Origin of the sequence: Paenibacillus sp. GCM10023250 (assembly GCF_042653205.1) — a bacterium.
Classification (GTDB): domain Bacteria; phylum Bacillota; class Bacilli; order Paenibacillales; family Paenibacillaceae; genus Paenibacillus_Z.
In genome coordinates this window covers 115,441-137,168 of sequence record NZ_JBHSHY010000011.1, presented here as the reverse complement: position 1 = coordinate 137,168, position 21,728 = coordinate 115,441, and the positions used below count along the sequence as shown (strand labels likewise).

Annotated in this window: 22 protein-coding genes; 14 read left to right on the top strand and 8 right to left on the bottom strand. The window is 61.3% G+C overall.

Going from position 1 to position 21,728, the window contains the following annotated elements:
- Window positions 1-180 precede the first annotated feature (180 nt).
- Entirely contained in the window at window positions 181-318 is a 138-nt protein-coding gene (locus tag ACFPB1_RS11735; RefSeq protein WP_379225317.1) for a hypothetical protein, read from the top strand.
- An 825-nt stretch (window positions 319-1,143) separates the two neighbouring features.
- On the opposite strand, the gene ACFPB1_RS11730 is transcribed toward ACFPB1_RS11735, so the two are convergent.
- Window positions 1,144-2,310: an ROK family transcriptional regulator gene (locus ACFPB1_RS11730; protein WP_379225315.1), complete on the bottom strand. Its 1,167-nt coding sequence runs from the start codon at window positions 2,308-2,310 to the stop codon at window positions 1,144-1,146.
- A 204-nt stretch (window positions 2,311-2,514) separates the two neighbouring features.
- Here ACFPB1_RS11730 and xylA point away from each other — a divergent pair, with 204 nt between their 5' ends.
- The 3 genes from xylA to ACFPB1_RS11715 all read left to right on the top strand — a co-directional run bounded on the left by xylA (window position 2,515) and on the right by ACFPB1_RS11715 (window position 6,264).
- Entirely contained in the window at window positions 2,515-3,828 is a 1,314-nt protein-coding gene (xylA, locus tag ACFPB1_RS11725; RefSeq protein ID WP_379225313.1) for a xylose isomerase, read from the top strand.
- A 19-nt stretch (window positions 3,829-3,847) separates the two neighbouring features.
- Window positions 3,848-5,332 carry a xylulokinase gene (gene xylB / locus ACFPB1_RS11720; RefSeq protein ID WP_379225311.1) on the top strand — a complete coding sequence of 495 codons (1,485 nt, stop codon included), beginning with the start codon at window positions 3,848-3,850 and terminating at the stop codon, window positions 5,330-5,332.
- Window positions 5,333-5,421: 89 nt separating this feature from the next.
- Window positions 5,422-6,264: a methyl-accepting chemotaxis protein gene (locus ACFPB1_RS11715; RefSeq protein ID WP_379225309.1), complete on the top strand. Its 843-nt coding sequence runs from the start codon at window positions 5,422-5,424 to the stop codon at window positions 6,262-6,264.
- A gap of 213 nt (window positions 6,265-6,477) precedes the next feature.
- Here ACFPB1_RS11715 and ACFPB1_RS11710 read toward each other — a convergent pair whose 3' ends face one another.
- Window positions 6,478-7,476, bottom strand: coding sequence for a helix-turn-helix domain-containing protein (locus ACFPB1_RS11710; RefSeq protein WP_379225307.1), 999 nt, complete (start codon window positions 7,474-7,476; stop codon window positions 6,478-6,480).
- A gap of 168 nt (window positions 7,477-7,644) precedes the next feature.
- On the opposite strand from ACFPB1_RS11710, the gene ACFPB1_RS11705 reads away from it, so the two are divergent.
- On the top strand, window positions 7,645-8,043 hold the full coding sequence (locus ACFPB1_RS11705) for a hypothetical protein (protein ID WP_379225305.1): 399 nt from the start codon (window positions 7,645-7,647) through the stop codon (window positions 8,041-8,043).
- Window positions 8,044-8,100: 57 nt separating this feature from the next.
- Here ACFPB1_RS11705 and ACFPB1_RS11700 read toward each other — a convergent pair whose 3' ends face one another.
- Window positions 8,101-9,363, bottom strand: coding sequence for an NAD(P)/FAD-dependent oxidoreductase (locus ACFPB1_RS11700; RefSeq protein WP_379225303.1), 1,263 nt, complete (start codon window positions 9,361-9,363; stop codon window positions 8,101-8,103).
- Between the two features lie 404 nt (window positions 9,364-9,767).
- Between ACFPB1_RS11700 and ACFPB1_RS11695 the strand changes: the two genes are divergently transcribed.
- The 7 genes from ACFPB1_RS11695 (at window position 9,768) to ACFPB1_RS11665 (ending at window position 14,248) form a co-directional block, all read left to right on the top strand.
- Window positions 9,768-11,330 carry an ATP-binding protein gene (locus ACFPB1_RS11695; RefSeq protein WP_379225301.1) on the top strand — a complete coding sequence of 521 codons (1,563 nt, stop codon included), beginning with the start codon at window positions 9,768-9,770 and terminating at the stop codon, window positions 11,328-11,330.
- Window positions 11,331-11,427: 97 nt separating this feature from the next.
- Window positions 11,428-11,559 (top strand): hypothetical protein, encoded by a 132-nt coding sequence (locus tag ACFPB1_RS11690; RefSeq protein ID WP_379225299.1) that lies wholly within the window; start codon window positions 11,428-11,430, stop codon window positions 11,557-11,559.
- 15 nt (window positions 11,560-11,574) lie between these two features.
- The gene (locus ACFPB1_RS11685; RefSeq protein ID WP_379225297.1) at window positions 11,575-11,964 is read left to right on the top strand and encodes a DUF3905 domain-containing protein; all 390 of its coding nucleotides are present in this window, start codon (window positions 11,575-11,577) and stop codon (window positions 11,962-11,964) included.
- A 129-nt stretch (window positions 11,965-12,093) separates the two neighbouring features.
- On the top strand, window positions 12,094-12,528 hold the full coding sequence (locus ACFPB1_RS11680) for a BrxA/BrxB family bacilliredoxin (protein ID WP_379225295.1): 435 nt from the start codon (window positions 12,094-12,096) through the stop codon (window positions 12,526-12,528).
- Window positions 12,529-12,541: 13 nt separating this feature from the next.
- Window positions 12,542-13,351, top strand: coding sequence for an ammonia-dependent NAD(+) synthetase (nadE, locus tag ACFPB1_RS11675; RefSeq protein ID WP_379225293.1), 810 nt, complete (start codon window positions 12,542-12,544; stop codon window positions 13,349-13,351).
- Between the two features lie 157 nt (window positions 13,352-13,508).
- Complete coding sequence (gene acpS, locus ACFPB1_RS11670) at window positions 13,509-13,904, top strand: holo-ACP synthase (protein ID WP_379225291.1); 396 nt, start codon at window positions 13,509-13,511, stop codon at window positions 13,902-13,904.
- Window positions 13,905-14,020: 116 nt separating this feature from the next.
- Window positions 14,021-14,248 (top strand): hypothetical protein, encoded by a 228-nt coding sequence (locus ACFPB1_RS11665; RefSeq protein WP_379225289.1) that lies wholly within the window; start codon window positions 14,021-14,023, stop codon window positions 14,246-14,248.
- A 217-nt stretch (window positions 14,249-14,465) separates the two neighbouring features.
- On the opposite strand, the gene ACFPB1_RS11660 is transcribed toward ACFPB1_RS11665, so the two are convergent.
- A complete protein-coding gene (locus ACFPB1_RS11660; protein ID WP_379225287.1) occupies window positions 14,466-14,816 on the bottom strand; it encodes a c-type cytochrome in 351 nt (116 codons plus the stop codon).
- A 174-nt stretch (window positions 14,817-14,990) separates the two neighbouring features.
- Between ACFPB1_RS11660 and ACFPB1_RS11655 the strand changes: the two genes are divergently transcribed.
- Together ACFPB1_RS11655 and mutY are read left to right on the top strand one after the other, a co-directional pair.
- Entirely contained in the window at window positions 14,991-15,860 is an 870-nt protein-coding gene (locus ACFPB1_RS11655; protein WP_379225285.1) for an AraC family transcriptional regulator, read from the top strand.
- Entirely contained in the window at window positions 15,824-17,197 is a 1,374-nt protein-coding gene (mutY, locus tag ACFPB1_RS11650; RefSeq protein ID WP_379225283.1) for an A/G-specific adenine glycosylase, read from the top strand. The genes ACFPB1_RS11655 and mutY overlap by 37 nt, the downstream gene beginning before the upstream one ends.
- Before the next feature lie 333 nt (window positions 17,198-17,530).
- Here mutY and ACFPB1_RS11645 read toward each other — a convergent pair whose 3' ends face one another.
- From ACFPB1_RS11645 to ACFPB1_RS11630, 4 genes are all read right to left on the bottom strand, one after another.
- Window positions 17,531-18,487: an alpha/beta hydrolase gene (locus ACFPB1_RS11645; protein WP_379225281.1), complete on the bottom strand. Its 957-nt coding sequence runs from the start codon at window positions 18,485-18,487 to the stop codon at window positions 17,531-17,533.
- 48 nt (window positions 18,488-18,535) lie between these two features.
- Window positions 18,536-19,270 (bottom strand): alpha/beta fold hydrolase, encoded by a 735-nt coding sequence (locus tag ACFPB1_RS11640; RefSeq protein WP_379225278.1) that lies wholly within the window; start codon window positions 19,268-19,270, stop codon window positions 18,536-18,538.
- A gap of 4 nt (window positions 19,271-19,274) precedes the next feature.
- Window positions 19,275-19,868, bottom strand: coding sequence for a hydrolase (locus ACFPB1_RS11635; RefSeq protein ID WP_379225337.1), 594 nt, complete (start codon window positions 19,866-19,868; stop codon window positions 19,275-19,277).
- Window positions 19,869-20,365: 497 nt separating this feature from the next.
- Window positions 20,366-21,619: a response regulator gene (locus ACFPB1_RS11630; protein WP_379225276.1), complete on the bottom strand. Its 1,254-nt coding sequence runs from the start codon at window positions 21,617-21,619 to the stop codon at window positions 20,366-20,368.
- Window positions 21,620-21,728: the final 109 nt, after the last annotated feature.

The following is a 21,728-nucleotide window of genomic DNA, read 5'->3' as shown; positions in this document are numbered from 1 at the left end:
CATTACGTCACGGACGGGCCATTTCTGTTCCGGGGCGGCGCGGGAGCGCTGTACCTGCTGTGGGCGAGCTTCATCGCCAACACGTACGCGCTCGGCGTCGCGCGGTCGGAATCGGGCGGCCTCGCCGGCCCGTGGACGCATCAGCCGGAGGCGCTCTACCGCAGCGACGGCGGACACGGCATGCTCTTCCGCGCCTTCGACGGCCGGCGGCTGCTCGCGATCCACGCGCCGAACCGGACGCCCGACGAACGGCCGCTGTTTCTGGAGATCGAGGAGTGCGGAGGTGCGCTCCGGCTCGCCGGACGGGAGCGGGAGTAGGGCCGCGAGCGGATGGCTGGCGGCGGGATGGCCGGAGCAGCGCCGGATAAAGGCTGCGTCACAACACGAACGGGACTGTTCCCCGAGGATCCGCTGGTTGGATCGGGGACGGTCCCGTTTTGGGTTGTTGGCGGCGGTCGGCGGGTGCTTGCAAGCGCGGCGGGAGTCCCTGGATGAGCCGGCTGGGGCGATGCATGCTGACGGAGGCGCGTCGACAGAGCAGCCAAGCACCGAACGCGACGTTGGCGGCCATGAGAGCCGCTATTTGGCGATTTCGGGGCGAAAATTGGGTTAGCCGGACACCAGAGCCGCTATTCCCTAGAAAAGCCTCCAAAATCGCGGGTTGGCTTGGCAATAGCGGAACGTGTGGCCGCGTAGCTGTGAAAACGGCCCAAAACACGCGAATAGCGGAACGTATGTCCGCTCGTTTATCCGCTGCCCGACTCCGCGCGCGCCGCCGTCCGGCCGAGGCGATGCATGCTGACGGAGGCGCGTCGACAGAGCAGCCAAGCGACGAACGCGACGTTGGCGGCCATGAGAGCCGCTATTTGGCGATTTCGGGGCGAAAATTGGGTTAGCCGGACACCAGAGCCGCTATTCCCTAGAATAGCCTCCAAAATCGCGGGTTGGCTTGGCAATAGCGGAACGTGTGGCCGCGTAGCTGTGAAAACGGCCCGAAACGCGCGAATAGCGGAACGTATGTCCGCTCGTTTGCGCGCCGCCGCCCTGGCGAGGGTCGCCGCCCTTGCTGCGGGCCGCCACCCCCGCGCGCGCTGCCGCCCTCGGCGCGCGCAACGCGCGCCCACAAAAAAAGCGGCGCCCCAGTCAGACGCCGCTTCCCTTCATCTTCGCCAAAAACGCCGATATCGCGTAATACGCCGCCCCGCGCACGGCCGATTTCTCGCCCTGCTCCGCGAACAGCACGCGCAGCCGGCGCCGGTGGTGGGCCAGCGCCCGTTCGGCGACGGTGCGCTGCATCGCTTCGCCGAGCCAGGCCTCCGCGCGGCGAAGCTCGTTGCCGACGATGACGACGTCGGGGTTGAACACGTTGACGATGTTCGCGATGCCGACGCCGAGCGCCTCGCCGATCCGCTCGAACAGCCGCAGCACCTCGGCCTCGCCGCGTCCGGCCGCCTCCAGCAGGCTGTCGAGGTCGCGGTAGCCGAGCGACGCCGCCTGCTCGAGCAGCGCGTTCTCGGACGCGTACAGCTCCCAGCAGCCGCGGTTGCCGCAGCGGCACGGCTTGCCGTCCGCCTGGATGGACAGGTGGCCGAGCTCGCCCGAGAAGCCGCCGGCGCCTTTGTACAGCTCCTTGTTCAAGATCATGCCGGTGCCGATGCCGATACCCGCGCTGACGTAGATCTGATTGGCGATGCCCCGCCCCGCGCCGTAACGCTGCTCGCCCTGCGCGCCGGCGTTCGCTTCGTTGTCGATCGTGACGGGCACCCCGAAGCGCGCTTCGACGATGGCGCGCAGCGGCACGTCCGTCCAGCCCAGGTTCGGCGCGTACAGGATCGCGCCTTCCTCGTTGACGAGGCCCGGCACGCCGATGCCGACCCCGACGGTGCCGTACGGGCAAGGCGGGATTTCCGCCTGCAGCGACGCGATGCAGTCCAGCAGCCGCGGGAGGACGTACGCCGCGTCGTGGGCCGTCAGCGTCAGCCGCCGTTCCGCGAGCACCTCGCCCTCGAGGTCCGTCAGAATGCCGCGGATGTAGTTGACGCCGAGATCGATGCCGATCGCGAAGCCGGTACGCGCCCGGAATCGAAGCAGGTTCGGCTTGCGGCCGCCGCTCGATTCCCCGGGCCCGATGTCGAGGACGAGATGATGCTCGATCAGATCCTGCACGAGGCTCGACACGGTCGCCTTGTTCAGCCCTGTGCGCTCCGATATTTGGGCCCGCGAGAGGGGGGCGTAGCGCAGCACGGCGTCCAGCACGATGGCGGTATTCATTTTTTTGACGAGCGCCAAATCTCCGGTTTGCTTCATCATGTCCCGTCTGCCTCCGCTTGTCCCGATGTATGGGAACGATTGTACCACGGGTTTCGCGGCGATGCCATAGGAGGCGGACGGTCACGAAAAACTTTCTTTGTTTACTAGACAAACAAAGTTAAGCGATGCTAGAATAGCCGTAAGAACGTTTTCATTATCACCCGCCGCGTAGCAGCGGACATCATTTTGGAGGGATTTCATTCCATGGCGTATTTCAAGAACATCGGCAAAATCGCATACGAGGGCAAAGGCTCCGACAACCCGCTCGCATTCAAACATTATAATCCGCAAGAAGTCGTGCTCGGCAAAACGATGGAGGAGCACCTGCGCTTCGCCGTCGCGTACTGGCACACGTTCACGGCAGCCGGCGCCGATCCGTTCGGCGTGGGCACGGCGGTCCGCGGCTGGGACAGCGCGAACGAGATGGACCAGGCGAAGATGCGCGTCGAAGCGAACTTCGAATTCCTGAACAAGATCGGCATTCCGTTCTACTGCTTCCATGACCGCGACATCGCGCCGGAAGGCGCTTCGCTCGCCGAGACGAACAAGAACCTCGACGTCATCGTCGACCTGCTGGAGCAAGGCATGAAGGACACCGGCGCCAAGCTGCTGTGGAACACGGCGAATATGTTCACGAATCCGCGCTTCGTGCACGGCGCGGGCACGACGTCCAATGCCGACGTCTACGCATATGCCGGCGCGCAGCTGAAGAAGAGCCTCGAGATCGGCAAGCGCCTCGGCGCCGAGAACTACGTGTTCTGGGGCGGCCGCGAAGGCTACGAGACGCTGCTCAACACCGACATGGCCCTCGAGCTCGACAACCTGGCCCGCCTGTTCCATATGGCTGTCGCCTACGCGAAGGAAATCGGCTTCGGCGCGCAGTTCCTGATCGAGCCTAAGCCGAAGGAGCCGACGAAGCACCAATACGACTTCGACGCGGCGACGACGATCGCGTTCCTGCAGAAGTACGGCTTGAAAGACTACTTCAAGCTGAACCTCGAAGCGAACCACGCGACGCTGGCCGGCCATACGTTCGAGCACGAGATCCGCGTGGCGGCGATCAACGGCATGCTGGGCTCGCTCGACGCGAACCAAGGCGACCTGCTGCTCGGCTGGGACACGGACGAATTCCCGACCGATCTGGTCTCCACGACGCTGACGATGTACGAAGTGCTGAAGGCCGGCGGCCTGGGCAAAGGCGGCGTCAACTTCGACGCGAAAGTGCGCCGCGGCTCGTTCGAGGACGAGGACCTTTTCCTCGCGCATATCGCGGGTATGGACACGTACGCTTGGGGGCTGAAAGCGGCTGCGAAGCTCATCGACACGAACCTGATCGACGGCTTCGTCGAGAACCGTTACCGCAGCTTCAAGGAAGGCATTGGCGCCGAGATCGTCGCCGGCCGCGCCACGCTGGCGTCGCTCGAGCAGTACGCGCTGCAAAACAACGTCATCAAGAACGAGTCCGGCCGTCTGGAGCGGATCAAACTGCAGCTGAACGAAATCATCTACAGCGTATAAGAAGGAGGCGTTCGATTTCATGTCTTACGTCATCGGCGTCGACTTAGGCACGAGCGCGGTGAAGGTGCTGCTCCTCGACCGGAGCGGCGCGGTCGCAGCAGAGGCCTCCCGCGACTATCCGCTGTATCATGAGCATTCCGGCTGGAGCGAGCAGCGGCCGGACGATTGGGTGACCGGCACGCTCGAGGCGATCCGCGAGCTCGTCGCGGAAGCCGGCATCCCGGCCGGCGAGATCGAAGGACTCAGCTTCTCGGGCCAAATGCACGGCCTCGTCCTGCTGGACGCGGAAGGGAAGCCCGTCCGCAACGCGATTCTATGGAATGACACGCGCACGACCGCGGAATGCCGCGAGATCGAAGCGCTGGTCGGCAAGGAGCGGCTGCTGACGATCACCCGCAACCCGGCGCTCGAAGGCTTCACGCTGCCGAAGATTCTGTGGGTGCGCAAGCACGAGCCCGATGTCTTCGAACGGGCCGTGTCGTTCCTGCTGCCGAAGGACTACGTCCGCTACCGGCTGACGGGCGCGCAGCATATGGATTACTCCGACGCGGCGGGCACGCTGCTGCTCGACGTGGCCAACAAGCGCTGGAGCGGCGAGATGCTCGAAGCCGTATCGCTGCCGGCCTCGTTTGCGCCTCCGCTCGTGGAATCCCACGCGCTCACGGGCACGCTGCTGCCGGAGCAAGCGGCGGCGGCCGGGCTGAGCGAAGGCACGAAGTTGTTCGCCGGCGGGGCGGACAACGCGTGCGGCGCCATCGGCTCCGGCATCCTGCGGGAAGGGCTGACGATGTGCAGCATCGGCACGTCGGGCGTCATCCTGTCCTATGAGAAGGACAGCGGCAACGATTTCCGCGGCAAGGTGCATTTCTTCAATCACGGCAAGGAGAACGCCTTCTATGCCATGGGCGTCACGCTCGCGGCGGGCTACAGCCTGAGCTGGTTCAAGAACGCGTTCGCGAAAGGCGAATCGTTCGACGAGCTGCTCGACGTGAAGCCGGGCGCGAAAGGGCTGCTCTTCACGCCGTACCTCGTCGGCGAACGGACGCCGCATGCGGATTCGGTCATCCGCGGTAGCTTCGTCGGCATCGACGGCTCGCACGAGCGGGTGCATTTCGCCCGGGCGGTCATGGAAGGCATCACGTTCTCGCTGAACGAATCGGTGGCGATGTTCCGCGAAGCCGGCAAGACGGTCGACACGATTATTTCGATCGGCGGCGGCGCGTCCAATCCGGTGTGGCTGCAGATGCAGGCGGATATCTTCAATGCCGACGTCGTAGCCCTGGAGAACGAGCAGGGGCCGGGGCTCGGCGCGGCGATGCTGGCGGCATACGGCTGCGGCTGGTTTGATAGCCTCGAGGCATGCGCGGAACGGTTCGTCAAGCGCGCGTCCGTCTACAAGCCGGAACCGGAGGCCGTCCGCGCATACGAAGGCTTGTTCCGCGTCTACCGGGACGTCTACGCGTCGACGCGAGCGCTGAACGAAGGGCTTCAAGCCTACCGGTAACACGCTCCCATGTAACGATTGCTCCAGGCAGGCTGGGGCCCCACTGGCTGATTGGCCGTTCTCCTCGCAAGCGGGGGGAACGTTTTTTTTTGCTTCATCAGGCGGCCCATGCGGTGCTGAGCCTGGCGGAGGGCGCCGAGCGCGCCCTCGCGCAGTTCGCGGACGCGAGCCGCACGACCGCGGAGCTTGGCGCGGGGATCGGCCGGATCGCCGATTCGACGTCGCTCGTCGCGTCGCTGTCGGCGGACGCGAGCCGGCTGGCGCTGTCCGGGCGGGAAGCGGCGAACGATGCCGTCATCCGGATGGGCGCGGTGAACGACAGCGTCCGCCTCGCGGCCGAGCAGTTGGGATTGCTGGAGACGCATTCGCAGAGCATCGGCGCCATCTCGAAGCTGATCGGCACGATATCGAAGCAGACGAACCTGCTCGCGCTGAACGCGGCGATCGAGGCGGCCCGCGCGGGCGAGCACGGCAAAGGCTTCGCGGTCGTCGCCGAGGAGGTGCGGAAGCTGGCGCAGCAGACGACGGACGCCGTATCCGAGATCGGAATCGTCGTCGAGCGGATCGCGGAGGATACGCGCGAGACGGCCATGCGGATGCGCGCGAACGCGCAGGAATCGGAAGCGGGCATGAGCGCCGTTCACGCGGCTGGCGCGTCGTTCGCCGAGATCGCGGCTGCGTCGGAGCGGGTATCGGGCCAGGTGCAGGAAGTCGCCGCCGCCTCCGAGCGGATGGCCGCCGGCTCGCGACAGCTCGTGCGCGCCATGGAGCTCCTGGAGCGCTATGCCCGGCAGAGCGCGGAGACCGCCGCGACCGTGGCCGCGACGTCGGAGGAGCAGACGGCCTCGGCCGAGCGGATCGCGATGTCGTCCCGTTCGCTGAGCGGCATCGCCCTCGAGATGAACGGACTGGCGGCGGGCTTCAAGCTGTAGGCATGCGATAACCTCCGCGTCCCGCGGTCAACGTCGGGAGGCGGAGGTTTTTTTCGTGCGGCGCTGTTTATTCGCAGGTCCGGCCTATTGGCTGCCCTGGCGTAGTGATTGCCTGGCTTCATGATTGCCTAGCTTCGTGATTGCGCTGCTTATCGGTTGCTTATGCTTGCCGTTTGTCGTGCAGCTTGCTCAGGCGTGTTGGCCGCCCCCCGCTTATTTATACGCGCTCCAGATGTCCGACGGCGTAACGCCGAGCTGCCTCGCGATCAGCTCCGCCGTGAGCCGCTTGGGCTTGCTGATCTTGCCGTTGCGGATGTTGGAGATGGTCGTCAGCGAGATGTTCGTGTTCTCGGCCAGCTGGGTGACGGTCAGCCGCTTCTCCAGCATGAGCAACCGCAGCTTGTAGGCCGAATCGGCCGGCTCGGCGGATTCGGCTTTCGCCGCATCGGCGGCTCCGGCCTTCGCCGCGTCTGTGCCTCCGGCGGGCGCAGCCGCTTGCGCGAACGCGCCTTTGACGGGCTGCATATCCACGACGAGAATGGCGAAGCACTTGAATGATCCGTCCCCGTGAAAGAACGGCTTGACAATCGAATGGATCCGGTACCGGTCGCGGAACAGCTGGAGCGTAAACCGGATTTCGCCGGATTTCCGGTCGCTCTGCAGCTCCCGGAGTCCTTCGAGCACGCGCGCGCGGTCCTGGCGGACAATGAAGCGGCTGCAGTCCATCCGTGACAGCTCCAGCCGGTCGTAGCGGATGGGGCCGCGGTAGCCGCGCAGCGAGAAGAGCGTGCCGGCGTTCGTCAGCAGCATGGAGACGAACGGGTCGCGTCCGTAGGCTGTATCCTCGATCCACTTATGCTCCGAACGGTCGCGGATCGTAATCATTGCGAAGCTGTCGTCGGCCGTCTCGTACATCCGCTTCGCGTGCAGCTCGCCGAAGAGCAGTGCGTGCCCGGACAGCGAGAACGGCGATTCTGCAAACGCTTCCGGATTGCGCCGCGTGACGGACGCGCACAACCGTTCGACGATGGGCCACAGCGGCTTTGGCCCTGCGCACGGCAGCGACGCCAGCTCGAGGCCGATCAGCTGCTCGTTCTTGAAGCCGGTCAGTGTCTGGAAGGCTTCGTTGCACGCGTAGACGAAGCGTTTGTTGCGGAACGCGCGGACAATCAGGATCGCGTCGGGAGCATGCGCGAATACATCCATCATCATCAGCAGCACCTCAATTCTAGAATTGTCGTTCTATTATAGCACAACCCGTGCATTTCGCATCAACGAAAACAGCGGCGCGCGGCGCAGGGCGGGGCCGGTATGGGGGATGCCGGAACGGGGCACGCTATGCGGGTTGGAACATTTTAGCCGATGAGGGTGAATCCGTTTATGCAAAACGATACCGCGTTGTTGTTTCAATTCGCCGATTCCCGCTCCGCGTCGCTCGCGCGCGGCACGTTCGAGGAGCTGGGCTACGACCCCGTCGTCCAGAAGGGAAGCGAGGTGCACATTCATATGTACGGAGACGACTTGACCTCGGCACTGGAGATCGCGCAGGCGCACGGCGGCCAGCTCTCCGTTCAATCCACGATTCCGGATATCGAGCTGACGAACGAAGCGTACCAGATGGAGAACATCACGATTCCGGCGCATGTCGTGAACGAGGACTGGATCGCCCGGGAGGAAGGACGGGAGCTGGCCAACCGCGACGACGACGCGCCGGCGGAGGACGAGTACTTCCCGGACGACGGCTCGTACGGGTATTTCTCCGGCGACGTGCACCTGTGAACGATGCGCTTAATGCGCGAAAGGCTGACGGGCGGACGATCCGCCGGTCAGCCTTTCTTATTCGCGTCCGCGCTCCGCGGCATGGCTGCCCGCGGCATATCCCGTCGAGAACGCGGCCGTGATGTTGTAGCCACCGGTATACCCGTGCACGTCCAGCACCTCACCGCAAAAATACAGCCCCCGCATCAGCTTCGACGCCATCGTCTTGGGATCGATTTCCTTCAGGTTCACGCCGCCGCCGGTGACGAACGCATCCTCCAGCTTGAGCGTCCCGTACGCCCGCATCGGAAACGCCTTGATCCGCTTCGCGAGTTCGAGCCAAGCCTGCTTCGGGATATGGTCGTACGTCAGCTGCCCGTCGAGCCCGCTTTCCTTCAATAATAAAGGGATCATCCGCTCCGGCACATAGCCCTTCAGCACGTTCTTGACCGCCTTCTTGGCATCCTCGCGGGCTAGCCGCAGCGATTCCTCGTACACGTCGTTCGCGCTGGCATCCGGCAGCAGGTCGATCGTGATCAGGACATTCCGCGCGCCCTTCTTCAATTCCTTGACGACGAACTGGCTGCAGCGCAGCGCGATCGGGCCGGAGATGCCGAAATGGGTGAACAGCAGGTCGCCCCGGTGCTCGACGATCCGCTTGCCCTTCGCGTTCCAGACGGAGAGGCCGACGCCGCGCAGCGACAGGCCCTGCAGCTCCTTGCTCTGGATGAACGGCTCGTTCGACGTGATCGGCACCTCCGTCGGGAACAGCTCCGTCACGCTGTGGCCAGCCTGCTCCGCCCAGGGGTACCCGTCACCGGTCGAGCCGGTATGGGGCACGGATTTGCCTCCCGTGGCGACGACGACGCTGCGCGCGCCGATCGTCTCGCCCGTCTTCAGCGCGACGCCCCGCACGCGGCCGTCTTCGTAGAGGACGCGGGCGACCGGCGCGTTCACCCGGATCTCGACTCCCAGCTTCCGCACCTGGCCCACGAGGGCGTCCACGACGGTCTTCGCTTTGTCCGAGACGGGGAACATCCGCCCGTTGTCCTCTTCCTTGAGCCGTATGCCGAGCCCTTCGAAGAAGGCGATGATGTCGCGGTTGCCGAAGCTTGTCAAAGCGCTGTACAGGAAGCGCCCGTTGCCCGGAATATGCGCGATCAGCTCCTCCATATCCTTGTTGTTGGTTACGTTGCACCGGCCGCCGCCGGAGATGCCGAGCTTGCGGCCGAGCTTGTCGCCTTTGTCCAGCAGCAGCGTCTTCGCGCCGCGCCTACCGGCGGCGATGCCGGCCATCAAGCCGGCCGAGCCGCCGCCTATGATAATGACGTCGTAGTTCACGGATCTTCTCCCCGATTAAACCTCGTTTATAAGGCGAATGCCAAGGCCTTCGCCGCCGTTACCTATCATACTATCCAGTTCCGGGAGCGTCTACACGACGGGGTTCGGAACGAATCGACATTCTATTTTAAATGGTATAATATAGCAAAATCGACGGAACGCGCAAACCTCGCCGAAAGTCGTTGTAAAAACAATAGACCTATGATTTAATCGGATTAACGGGTATTTCGGATAACCATTAACTGGGTTTCTTCTGAAGGGTGGGACTCATTTTAGTGTGGAAGCTTATTCTTTTGCAATTCTTTCTCGCATTTCTACCGGTATTTATTTTTCAATTCTGGTATGACGACTCGAAACCACGCAAAAGAGTACCTTACCTCCTAATCGTATTTTGCGGTCTCAGCATGCTGCTCGCCGTCGCGGCCAGCATCGAAGTGAAAGGCTTCGGTCTGGACTATCTGTACGGGCAGCTGATTCTCGGATCCCTTTACGGCGGAAGCTGGGTCACCCTGGCGCTGACCGTCGTCTATCTCGCCGCCGAGCAGCTGATGATGGAAGGCAGCTGGGACTGGATCGAAATCACCGGCACGCTGCTGTTCATCGTCCCGATCATCTCGCTCTACAACCAAGGCTTCGTGCAGCTGAAGCGAAGTACGAAGTATGCGGTCGTGCTCGGCCTGGCGGGGCTCCTACTGCTCATCCGCTTCTGCGCGTTTGTCAATTATACCGATGTCTCGCATCCCGGCTTATCGGCGTCCGATTACGGGTGGATGATCGGGCATCAGCTGGGCTATTTCCTAATCATGCCGCTCGGGCTCGCCAGCTCGGAGCATTTCGTCCGGCGCCAGAACGTCAACCGCCGGATGCGCCAGCTCTCCGACAGCTTCCGCATCGAAGTGCAGAAGCTGCAGCAATTCATCGAGGAGACGCCGCTCGGCGTCATCTTCGTCGACGCGGCGGGCACGATTACGCACATCAACGAGATGGCGATCCATCTGCTGCGGGATAAAGTCGGCGCCAAGCAGCGCCACGAGCTGATCGGCCAGCCGTTCACCATCATGTACGACCACATCGAGAAGGACGCGCTCGGACGCCTGCTGTACCAGGCGCTGCACGGCCATAGGGTGACGACCGAATACGTGCAGGAGCTGGGCAAAATCTACGTCAACACCGGCGTCTGCGTGCGCGATGTCCAGACCGGCGACATCATCGGCGCGGCGATCATCGCGCATGACATGACCGAGCTGAGCCGGCTGCGCGACGAGATCGGACGGATGGAGCGGCTCAGCCTCGTCGGGCAGATGGCCGCCAGCATCACGCACGAGATCCGCAACCCGATGGCGGTCATTCGCGGCTTCGTGCAGCTGATGCGCGAGCGCAGCCCGGACCATCAGAAGGAATATTACCGCATCGTCATGGATGAGCTCGACCGGGCCAACAGCATCATCAGCGACTTCCTGTCGCTGGCGCAGAACCGGGTCATCGAGAAGGACAGCCAGTCGCTGCACGACATCATCAACGAGATTTTGCCGCTGCTCTGGGCGGATGCCAACATGCGCGGCCAATCGCTGGAGCTGAAGCTCGCCGACGGCATCCCGAAGCTGCTGCTGAACGAGAAAGAGATGAAGCAGCTGATATTGAACCTGGCCCGCAACGGCATGGAAGCTATGGATCAGCACGGCGTGCTGGTATTGGAAACGCATACGCACGAAGATTACGTGGAGCTTCGGGTGATCGACAACGGCAGCGGCATCCCGCAGGAGAAGCTGGAGCGCATGTTCGAACCCTTCTATACGACGAAATCGCATGGCACGGGCCTCGGCCTGCCGCTGTGCCTCAGCATCATGGAGCGCCACGGCGGCGCCATCCAAGTGGAGTCGAAGGAAGGCGTCGGCACGACCTTCTTCGTGCGGTTCGACCGCAGCCGCAACGCCTATGAAGCGGCGGCGGCGCTGAGCCGCCTCTGAGCCGCGCCCGAGCCGGCATCGCCGAAGGTCATCGGCGCATCCCTACATAACCGTTTCATCGCGCGCGCATACTATCCTTTGGAAGGGGGTGCCAGCCATGGAACGCAATTCGCAGCCCGTCAGCGCTTCCGGGAAAGCGGCGGCCAGCAAGAAGAAGCAGAACGCCAAAGCGCCGGAATCGGAAGGCTACGACAAGAAATTAGACGGCCCCAATCGCCCTTCCATCTAGGGAAGGAGTACGGGTATGAACGAACAGGACGAGCAGCGGCCGCAAGCGGCGGCGATCGGCGCGGACGATCCGGATCTGGATCCGTACGAAATCGAATTTCTCCCCGAGTTCCGCGTTGGCCGCGGTCCGCGGGGGCCGTTCGTCAACAGCAGCGGCGTCGTGATCGGCGACCATATGTACGAGTCGCCGCAGTCGCCGCTGTCGAATTGGACGGAGGAGACGGATCCCGCCGTCATGGCCGGAGACGAATGGGTGCATCCGTTCAAGGACGCCGGATTTCTGACGAGCGAGAACCGGGATTACTTCGAGCGGGGCATCCCGCCGAAGAGCGGCATCTTTATGCATCCCGATAAGGATGCCGCATACGGGGCGGCGGATAATGGCGTCTCCGGCGATGAGCCGTAAATCCGGCAGCGAAGCAATCGGGCCCCGGTCCGATTGCTTTTTCTTTGCTTTCGATACGATCGGGGGGTATAATAGGAATTAAAATCATCATGACTATCCCTATCAATAACGCTTAAGGAGCGATGACAGATGTCGATGTCTTTCGAACGATACATGCTGGATATGATTCAACCGATGCGGGATGAGCTGACCCGCCTCGGCATCGAGGAGCTGCGCACGCCGGAAGCGGTGGAAGAGAAGCTGCCGAACGACCAAGGCACCACGCTCGTGGTCGTCAACTCCGTCTGCGGCTGCGCCGCCGGCCAATGCCGTCCGGGCGTCGCGCAGGCGCTGCAGTCCGCCGTGAAGCCGGATCGCCTGTACACGGTCTTCGCCGGCCAGGACAAGGAAGCCACGGCCAAGGCGCGCGAATACTTCGCGCCGTACCCGCCGTCCTCCCCGTCCATCGCCCTGATGAAAGACGGCGAGCTCGTGCACTTCATCGAGCGCCACCAGATCGAAAACCGTTCGGCTGCCGAAATCGCGGCGGATTTGACGTCCGCGTTCGAGCGGTACTGCCAATAATAGAGGTGATGGGATGAGCTTGCAGCAACAGATCATTCAAGAGCTTGGCGTCAAACCGGAGATCGATCCGAAGCAGGAGATTCGCAAGCGCGTCGATTTTCTGAAGGAATACGTCCGCAAGTCGGGCACGGCCGGCCTGCTGATCGCGATCAGCGGCGGCGTCGACAGCGCGGTCGCCACGGGATTGTGCAAGCGGGCGACCGACGAGCTGAGCGAGGAGAGCGGCAAGGAATATATGACGCTCGGCGTGTTCCAGCCTTACGGCGAGCAGGCTGACATCTCCGACAGCTACGAAGTGGCGGAAGCGTTCAACCTGAAATACCGTGTCGAGACGAACATCCAGGAAGCGGTCGACGAAATCGCGCTCGAGGTCGAACACGGCCTGAAGGCGATCGGCTTCCTGCGCCATCTGAGCCGCGGGGGCAAAGGCAACGTTAAGGCGCGCACCCGGATGGTCACGCAATATGCGCTCGCGTTCGAGCTGAACCTGCTCGTCGTCGGCACCGACCACGCGTCCGAAGCGGTTACCGGCTTCTACACGAAGTGGGGCGACGGCGCGGTGGACATCACGCCGCTCAGCACGTTGAACAAGCGTCAAGTGCGCCTCATCGCCGCGGAGCTCGGCGTGCCGGGCGTGGTCGTGACGAAGGCGCCGACCGCGGGGCTGTGGGAAGGCCAGACCGACGAGGACGAGCTCGGCATCACGTACGACGAGAACAGCGATTACCTCGAGGGCAAGCCCGTCAGCGATACGGCCCGCGAGAAGCTCGAGAAGCAGTACATCAAGACCGCTCACAAGCGGAACATGATTCCGGGCATTTAACGGCCCGCGCGTGGACCGCTTGTCCGCCGCCCTTCGGCTAGCCGGAGGGCGGTTTGATTTCGGCGGCATGGCGCGGACCGTGCGCGGATCAGGCGGAAGGAAACGAATATGAACGGCGGCGCCGGGCGCCGCCGAAGAAAAAGGCGGATGAAGCGCGATGATACATGGAATCGGGCATGACCTCGCGTCGCTGGAGCGGATCGAGCGGATCCTGCTCGGCGAAGCGGGCGAACGGTTCCGCGAACGAATCTTGACGGCGCGCGAGCGGGAGCTGGCGGCGCCGTACGGCGGGACGCGGCTGATCGAATTCGTCGGCGGCCGGTTCGCCGCGAAGGAAGCGGTCTCCAAGGCATTCGGCTGCGGCATCGGGGGCACGCTTCGGTTTCACGATATCGAGATCGACCGGGCGCCGGGCGGCAAGCCGCTCTGCCGGTTGACCGCGAACGCTTGGGAGCGGCTCGGCCTGGAAGCCCGGGACATGACGATCCACGTATCCGTCACGCACGACCGCGCGCTGGCGTCCGCCTATGTCGTCGTGGAGCGCCGCGCCTGAATATCGCCTGCTTGGACCCGTACATCGTTTCCATCGGTCCGCATAACGCCGTCACCCTTTGCCCATAATGGGAATACATAGTAGGAACGAGACGGGCGGGGGGCGCATAGAAGGCGATGAGAACGGAATGGCTGGCGAAGCGGATATTCCGAAGCGGGCAGCAGGTGCCGGTTGACGGCGAGTACGGCGATCTATGGGGAACCCGGTTGGCTTTGCTGAAAGGCGATCACTTCCCGCCCCATCCGCAGATGGGCGATTCCAAGTGGACGTTCAGAGGTCCTCTCGGAACGGGTTTGCCCGCATGGAAGCGCCTGGTTGACGGGCGGCAGACGGGAGAGCGGTGATCCGCCGGCCCGGCCTGGCCGGTATGGCCGGAGGCGGGCAAGGCCGGAGGCAGACAAGGCGGGCAAGCCGGAGGCGGGCATGATCCGGGTAGGGCATGTTCCAGATAGGGCATGGTCCAGGTGGGGCATGGCCTGGTTGGGCACGGCGCGAGCGGCCCGAACGACGAAGAAGACCCTTGCGGGGTTGCGCGATGCGCGCCCTGCAAGGGTCTTCGTTTTATTTTTTGCCGCTCAGCCACGAAGCGAGCTCGTTGATCTGCGCGTCGGACAGCCTGCTGCTGAAGGCCGGCATTCCGCCGCCGCCCTGCTTGATCTGCTTCTTGATCTGCTCCTTCGTCATGCGCTTTCCGACCCTTGTCAAATTGGTGGATGCGCCCATGCGTCCCTGCAGGTCCGAGCCGTGGCACGAGACGCAGTTGGACTTGAAGATTTGCGGCGTATCGGCGGATCCGATGGTCGTCTTCGCCGACGATCCGCAGCCGCCGAGGATGAGCAGCGCGGCCGGCGCCAGGACGAGCAAGAGGCGTACGGCTCCGCGAGGGGCGAGTATAGTGGCAGCAGTTGGCATGTGGTGCTTCAGCCTCCATCGTTTGGATGTATGTTCCAGTATAGGCCTAATTAGGCACGTAAAGCAACCGGATGCGGTGTGGCTTCCTCCGGATAAGGTGCGTTATAATAGAACGGCTTGTATACAAGATGTCGCGTCATGGACCAACAACCTTTTTGATGATTGGGAGCCGCAATGAAACTGACCTACAAGACGATCATTCAAAATTATTTTCACCGCTTTCACACGGAAGTATCCATGGCGGCGTTTACGCGCACGAAGCCGGGAATCCGCGATCAATCGACACCTGAATTTTACCGGTTCTGGATGATACGGGAGGGCCGCGGCCGGCTGCAGGTCGGCGGGCGCAGCTTCGATCTGCAGCCGGGGCAGCTGCTGCTCATCCCGCCCGGCACGCGCCAATCCCTCACCGCGGAGCACGACGTGAGCGTCGGGCTCTATTGGTGCCATTTTCGCGCGACGATCGGGGACATGGAGATGTTCGATCTGCTCCACCTGCCGATTTGCGTCGTCCCGGCGGACCCGGAGCGCGTAGCGGGGCTGTTTGGCCAGCTGATCGACGCCTGCCATTCCACCGCCTTGACTAGGGAGCTCCGCATCCGTTCCGCGATGTTCGAGCTGCTCGCCTGCTACTTGGAGTACGGGGGCTTCAACGAATCGTCGCTGCGCGAAAACGAGCCGCTCGACAAGATCGATCATGTGCTACAATACATTGAAGAGCATCTGTCCGGCCCGATTGCCGTGGAAGATATGGCCCGTCTGGCCTACTTGCATCCGAACTATTTTATCGGTTATTTCAAAAACCTGATCGGCTATGCGCCGGCCCAATACGTCCTCTACCGGAGACTAGAGCGCGCCAAGGAACTGCTGGAACGCAAGGACGCCAGCATCTCCGACGTCGCGAGCGCGGTCGGCATGCAGAACCATTATCTATCGCGAATGTTCAGGCATTACACGGGCTTGACGCCGAGCCGGTACAGACAGATCTATCATCAAACCGCGGCCTTATGCGAGCAAGCGGCGGACAAGGAGGACAACGCGTGACAACGACGGAAGCGGCGGCTTATTTCGGCAAGGAGCTGCTGCAGTGGTATTTGGCGAATAAACGGGACCTTCCCTGGCGGATGAATCGGGATCCTTACCGCGTCTGGGTGTCGGAAATCATGCTGCAGCAGACGCGGGTGGACACCGTCATTCCGTATTACGAGCGGTTCATGGCGAAATTCCCGACGGCGGCGGCCCTGGCGGAGGCGCCGGAATCCGAAGTGCTGAAGTGCTGGGAAGGCCTCGGCTACTATTCGCGCGCCCGCAATTTGCAGGCGGGAGCCCGGGAAGTGGTCGCCCGCCACGGCGGCGCCGTGCCGGACGACCGCGACGCCGTCGCCGCGCTGCGCGGCGTCGGGCCGTATACGACGGGCGCGATCATGAGCATCGCGTTCAACCGCCCGGAGCCGGCGGTGGACGGCAACGTGATGCGCGTACTGTCGCGGTACTTCTGCCTGGAGAACGACATCGCCAAGCCTTCGACCCGCATCGGCATCGAGAAGCTGGCCGTGTCGCTCATCCCGGAAGGCGCGGCGGGTGATTTCAACCAGGCGCTCATGGAGCTCGGCGCGCTCGTCTGCACGCCGAAGTCGCCGGGCTGCCTGACATGCCCGGTCATGCGGCATTGCGAAGGACGCATGGCCGGCAAGGAGCATGAGCTGCCGGTCAAGTCGAAGGCGAAGGCGCCGCGCCGCGAGACGCGCATCGCCGCGCTCGTCGCCGGCAGCGGCGCGAACGCCGGCAAGCTGCTCGTGCGCCGGCGGCCGGACAGCGGGCTGCTCGCGCAGATGTGGGAGCTGCCGCATGTGCTCGCACCGGAGACGCCCGGGGCGCCTGCGCCCGCAAAGCGCCGCGGCCGCGGCAAAGCCGCGCAGGCGGCCGGCGCCGAAGCGGGCGGCCGCGGGGAAATCGCGGCGGGGCTGGAGCAGCCGGCACTGCTCGCGGTGGGCGCGCCAGCACCGCTGCCGGCGGGCGGCGGCGAGCCGGACCGACGCGCGGCGATGGCCGATTACCTGAGCCGCGCCTTGTCGGCCGAGGACGGCCTGCTCGTTCGGCCCGTCGCCTGGTGGGGCGAGACGGACCATGTGTTCAGCCACATCGTCTGGGACATGCAGGTATTCCGGGCGGAGTTCGGCTTCTGGCAGGCGGGCGGCCGTGCCGGCCATATCGGCGGCGGGGACGGGCTCGCGGCGATGGCCGCGGAGGCCTCGGGCGGTTACGGGGAAGGCGCCGCGCCGGACCATTACCGCTGGATCGGCCCGGAGGAGATGGACACGCTCGCTTTTCCGAACGTGTTCGTCCGGATCTTGCAGGCGTATTGGCGCGATCCCGATTGATGCGCCACGGCGATAGGGAAAAATGAGAAAATTGTAATGTTTCTGTATGAAAACGCGGTCCCTGCGGACCGCGTTTTTTTCGTGCCACTAGTGTCTGTGCACGGATGGGCCGGCCGATAACCCCAATAAAACAAAGAGGCCTGCGGCATGTCCGCAGGCGCAAGAGAGAAAATATATTAAAGGGGGGTCATGGGCCAATTATAGCGGTCGTAGATGAAAGGAACATGAAGGAAATATTACAATTCCATTACAAAGCTAGTTTCCTTCGTTGTACCATGCACCTCCTTATTTATCTGTGTGGGATGAGAGACAAATGACGATTTGCTCTCGCGGCTATAGTTTCAGCCAGGCGTTGGCCAGAAGGATCGCGCCGCGCGCGGCTTTCGTATCCTTCAATACATTCAGCATGACGAAGTCGTGAATGATGCCTTGGAAGCGTACGGCCGTTACCGGCACGCCGGCTTCCCGCAGCTTGTTGGCATAGGCCTCGCCTTCATCCCGAAGAACGTCGGCTTCCCCCGTAATAACGAGTGCTTCCGGCAGTCCCTTCAACTGCTCGATCGACGCGCGAAGAGGGGAGGCGTAGATGTCTTCTTTTTGCTTCGGATCGGACAGGTATTGCTCCCAGAACCAAGACATCCCGTCCCGGCGGAGGAAGTAGCCCGTTGCAAATTGCAAGTAAGATGGCGTGTCGAGACTGGAATCGGTTACCGGGTAGAACAGGAGCTGCTTGCTGATCTTAGGTCCGTTGCGATCCTTGGCCATGAGCGTAACAACCGCGGTCATATTACCGCCTACGCTGTCGCCTGCCACCGTAATGCGATTCGTGTCCAGCCCTCTGTTGCCGCCTTCCGCCGCAACCCATTGCAGCGCGGCATACACTTCTTCGATGGCTACGGGGTACTTCGATTCCGGTGACAAAGAGTAATTCGTGAAGACGACGGCCGAATGGGAACCGACGGCCAGCTCGCGAATGAGGCGATCGTGCGTCAGGTCGTTACCGAACACCCAGCCTGCGCCATGCGTGTACAAAATGACGGGCAGCGTCTCAGCCTTGCCTTTCGGGCGAACGATCGTAAGCGAAACGATGCCTTTAGGTCCGCCGTCGATCGTCAACCGTTCCAGGTCGACGTTCGGTTTCTCGATGTCGCCGGATTGCACGTGGTCGACGACTTCGCGGCCTTTGACGGGACCGAGATCGAAGAGGTAGGGCGGGTTGGCCGTGTCATTGACGAATTGCTGCGCCGCAGACTCTAGGACGACGTTGGAAGGATTCGATGGGGTAGTCATGATAGTCCTCCTAATAGGTTTATACTGGCCAAATGACGATTGACGCCATTAAGGTCTTCCGGCTTCCACGAATTTCTCTGCAATCCTTTTCGGTTCCGTTTGGAAGGTCGTAAAGTGGTCTCCGTCGCCTTCAATGTAACGGAATAAACCGAGATGGCTGGATTGGTTGGGATGCCAAGCATAGTCGCCGTGCGGAAGTACGCTATCTTCCGTCAGGTTAATATAGCTTTTCGGAATTTGCAGACTGTAGAACTTTTTCAGATCGAGCTTTTGAAATAAAGGGCCTGCAGGTTCCGGCGTGATCCGGCTGTACATCGCTTTCGCTTCCTCTAAGCTGGCCGTATTTACGAAGGCATCGCGGAACAGCGGGAACGGAAGCATGATCGTGTTGTTTCCTGAAGCGTCGGCCAATTGTTTGAATGCTTCTTGGGCAGGCGGCGGAAGTTGATCGGATACGCTTTGTCCGTCCAGAGGAACAAAGGCGTTAGCAAATACGATTCGGTCAATCCGGTCCGGAATGTGCTGGGCTGCTGTTGCGACAACCGTACCGCCGAAGCTATGCCCAAGCAAAACGATATGGTTCAACTCTTTTTCCTTGATATAGTCGATAACGGCGGCCGTGATTTGCTCGTGGGTTACGTTTTTGTCTGTCAACTCTCCATGACCCGGATATTCCGGTACATGAACGGTATGGCCTAATTTGCGAAGCTCGTCGGCTACTTTGTTGAATTGGCTGACGTCACCCCAAGCGCCGTGAATGAGCACGAAGTTCAGCTTGTCCATTTTATTATTTGCCTTCTCCGCCGCTGAACATGGATTGAGCGTACAGAGTGCCTAGACCGTATGCGCCGGCATGTTCTTTAGCGATGTCGAGAACTTCTTTGTAGTGGGTTTGATCTTTCCAGTCGCGTTGAAGCTCGAGCATGTATTGCAGCCAAGTCATCGGTTTAGCGCCGGCTTGGATCATGCGCTCGACAGCCATGTCATGCGCTTCGTCGCTTACGCCGCCGGATGCATCGGAGATGAAGTAGACTTCAAAGCCTTGATCGAGCGCGGACAGAACCGGGTCAACCAAGCAAACCTCTGTCCACAGACCTGCCATGACGATTCTCTTTTTGCCGTAGCTGTTGATTTTATCGGTTACGTTTTTGTCTTCCCAAGGGTTCATCGTCGTGCGATCGATCGGTTTGAGGTCTGGGAACACGGCTTGCAGTTCCGGGAAAATCGGGCCGCTGAACGATTTGGCGGAAACGGTCGTCAGAATCGTAGGCACTTTGAACACTTTCGCAGCCTTCGCGAGAGCTTCCGTATTGTTGCGAACCAAATCCACGTCGTGGGATTTGAGCGCGAACGCCATTTGCGGCTGGTGATCGATGAACATCAGCGTATGATCGGCAGGCGTCAGCAATTGTTTGGCCGCCGTCGGTTTCGCGACCGGGCCTGCTTGTACGTCAGCGGCCGCTGCTTTAGCGGCGTGTGACGTGGTGTTCAGGATGGCGAGACCGGCACCGCCGGTTACCAAGGTAAATGCCATTGCCCCTGCGGTTAATTTTTTTGCAACCGATTTTTTCATGCGAAATCGCTTCCCTTCATGGTGAAAGTTGTGTGTGCTTCCCCAGTATAGTAGAGAAGGTTACGATTTTCGGTACCTGATATTAGCTCCTTTTAGTAGGATATTGACAAGCTATCACGCGTAAATCAGCCCGCAATGGCCGTTTACGTCGAGAGGCATGCTGCCGCTGTTGATCGAAGGCATAAAAATTCGCACGGCTGCTTCCCCTTCTGCAAGAGGGAGCAGCCGTGCGCTGATGCAGACCTATTTTAGAAAATGGCGGTGAATGGAGGAGTTGACTGGGATGCATGCGATGCGGGCGCGGATCACGGTTGAAGGTCTTTCCGGTAGTCTTGCGGCGTGCAGCCGGTTGTTTTCTTGAACACTTTGCTAAAATATTTTATATCTCCATATCCCACCATTTCGGCGATTTGCGAGATTTTCAAGCACGGATTCGCCAAGTATAGCTTGGCGTTGTCGATCCGGACTTGATGTAAATAATCCCAAACGTTTACGCCGAACGCTTGTTTAAAGCGCCTTGAAATGTACTCTCGGCTGTAATGAAATTGATTCGAAAGCTGCATCAACGACAAGTCGGTAAAATAATGCGTCTCGATGTAGTGCTGAATCTCTGCCATCACTTTTCGGTTCTGAGCATGTTCAAGTATATAAATCCGGTCGTATGCCGGTTCAATATTGCGCTGATGGAGTGCGGCTTTGGCCTCAAGATAAGCTTGCTGAACTTCACAGTGGAACCTTTTGTCTGAGCTGACTCCGAAGTCGAATCTGGCGCCGAGGGTATCGAACAAGCTATTATTGATTTTTCTGACGATTTCCTCCACGCGTTCGAGATGCTTCCAATGCAGCAGCACGACTTCATCCTCTCTTGACCAGTACCGGAAGGCAAACCCGGACAATGTTCTTCGCAGAATCTCATTGCACACATTGGTGAGTGCGAAGAACAGCAGGTCCTGGTGGTTCACGAATTCTTGCCGGAGCCCCTCGTCCATCTTCGCAAGGCTGAGTACCGAGCATCTGCATGTGTCCATAGCGCCGAATTCTGAAAAATCCCGTTGAATCTCGGATAATCGGCTGCGGTTATCGTCCGGGTGCTGAATCAATTCGGTGAACAGCTTCTCCCAATAAATCGGCTTGAGCCGGTTCACCTCGATGTTAACGCTGCAATGAAGCTTGCGTGAAACGGCTTCTCGCTGCCAAAGCAGAACGGCCTGCTTGACCGCTTTCTGAAGCTCGCTCTCGTTGATCGGCTTGAGCAGATAATCCAATCCTCCGGCCGTCATCGAATGACGGATGAGATGGTAATCATCATATCCGCTGATCACGATTGATTTGCTGGAGGGCGCATGTTCCCGGATCCAACTGAGCAGCTCGGTACCGTCCATTCCGGGCATCCTCATATCCGTAATGATGATTTCCGGATCATGCTCCCGGATCACTTGAATGGCCGATTCGCCGTCCGTTGCCTCGTATACCTCCCCAATGCCGTGCCTCTCCCACTCCACCAGCAGTCGAACAGCTTCCCGGACATGTCGTTCGTCATCTACGATAAGCGCCTTCATCGCGAAACCTCCTTCCGCCATGCTGTCAGAAAGGCAACGGCTGCGATCAATCCGCTGCCTTTCATTTGGTTGCAGTCCAGAGGTCAATATTTTAGACCTATACTATCAT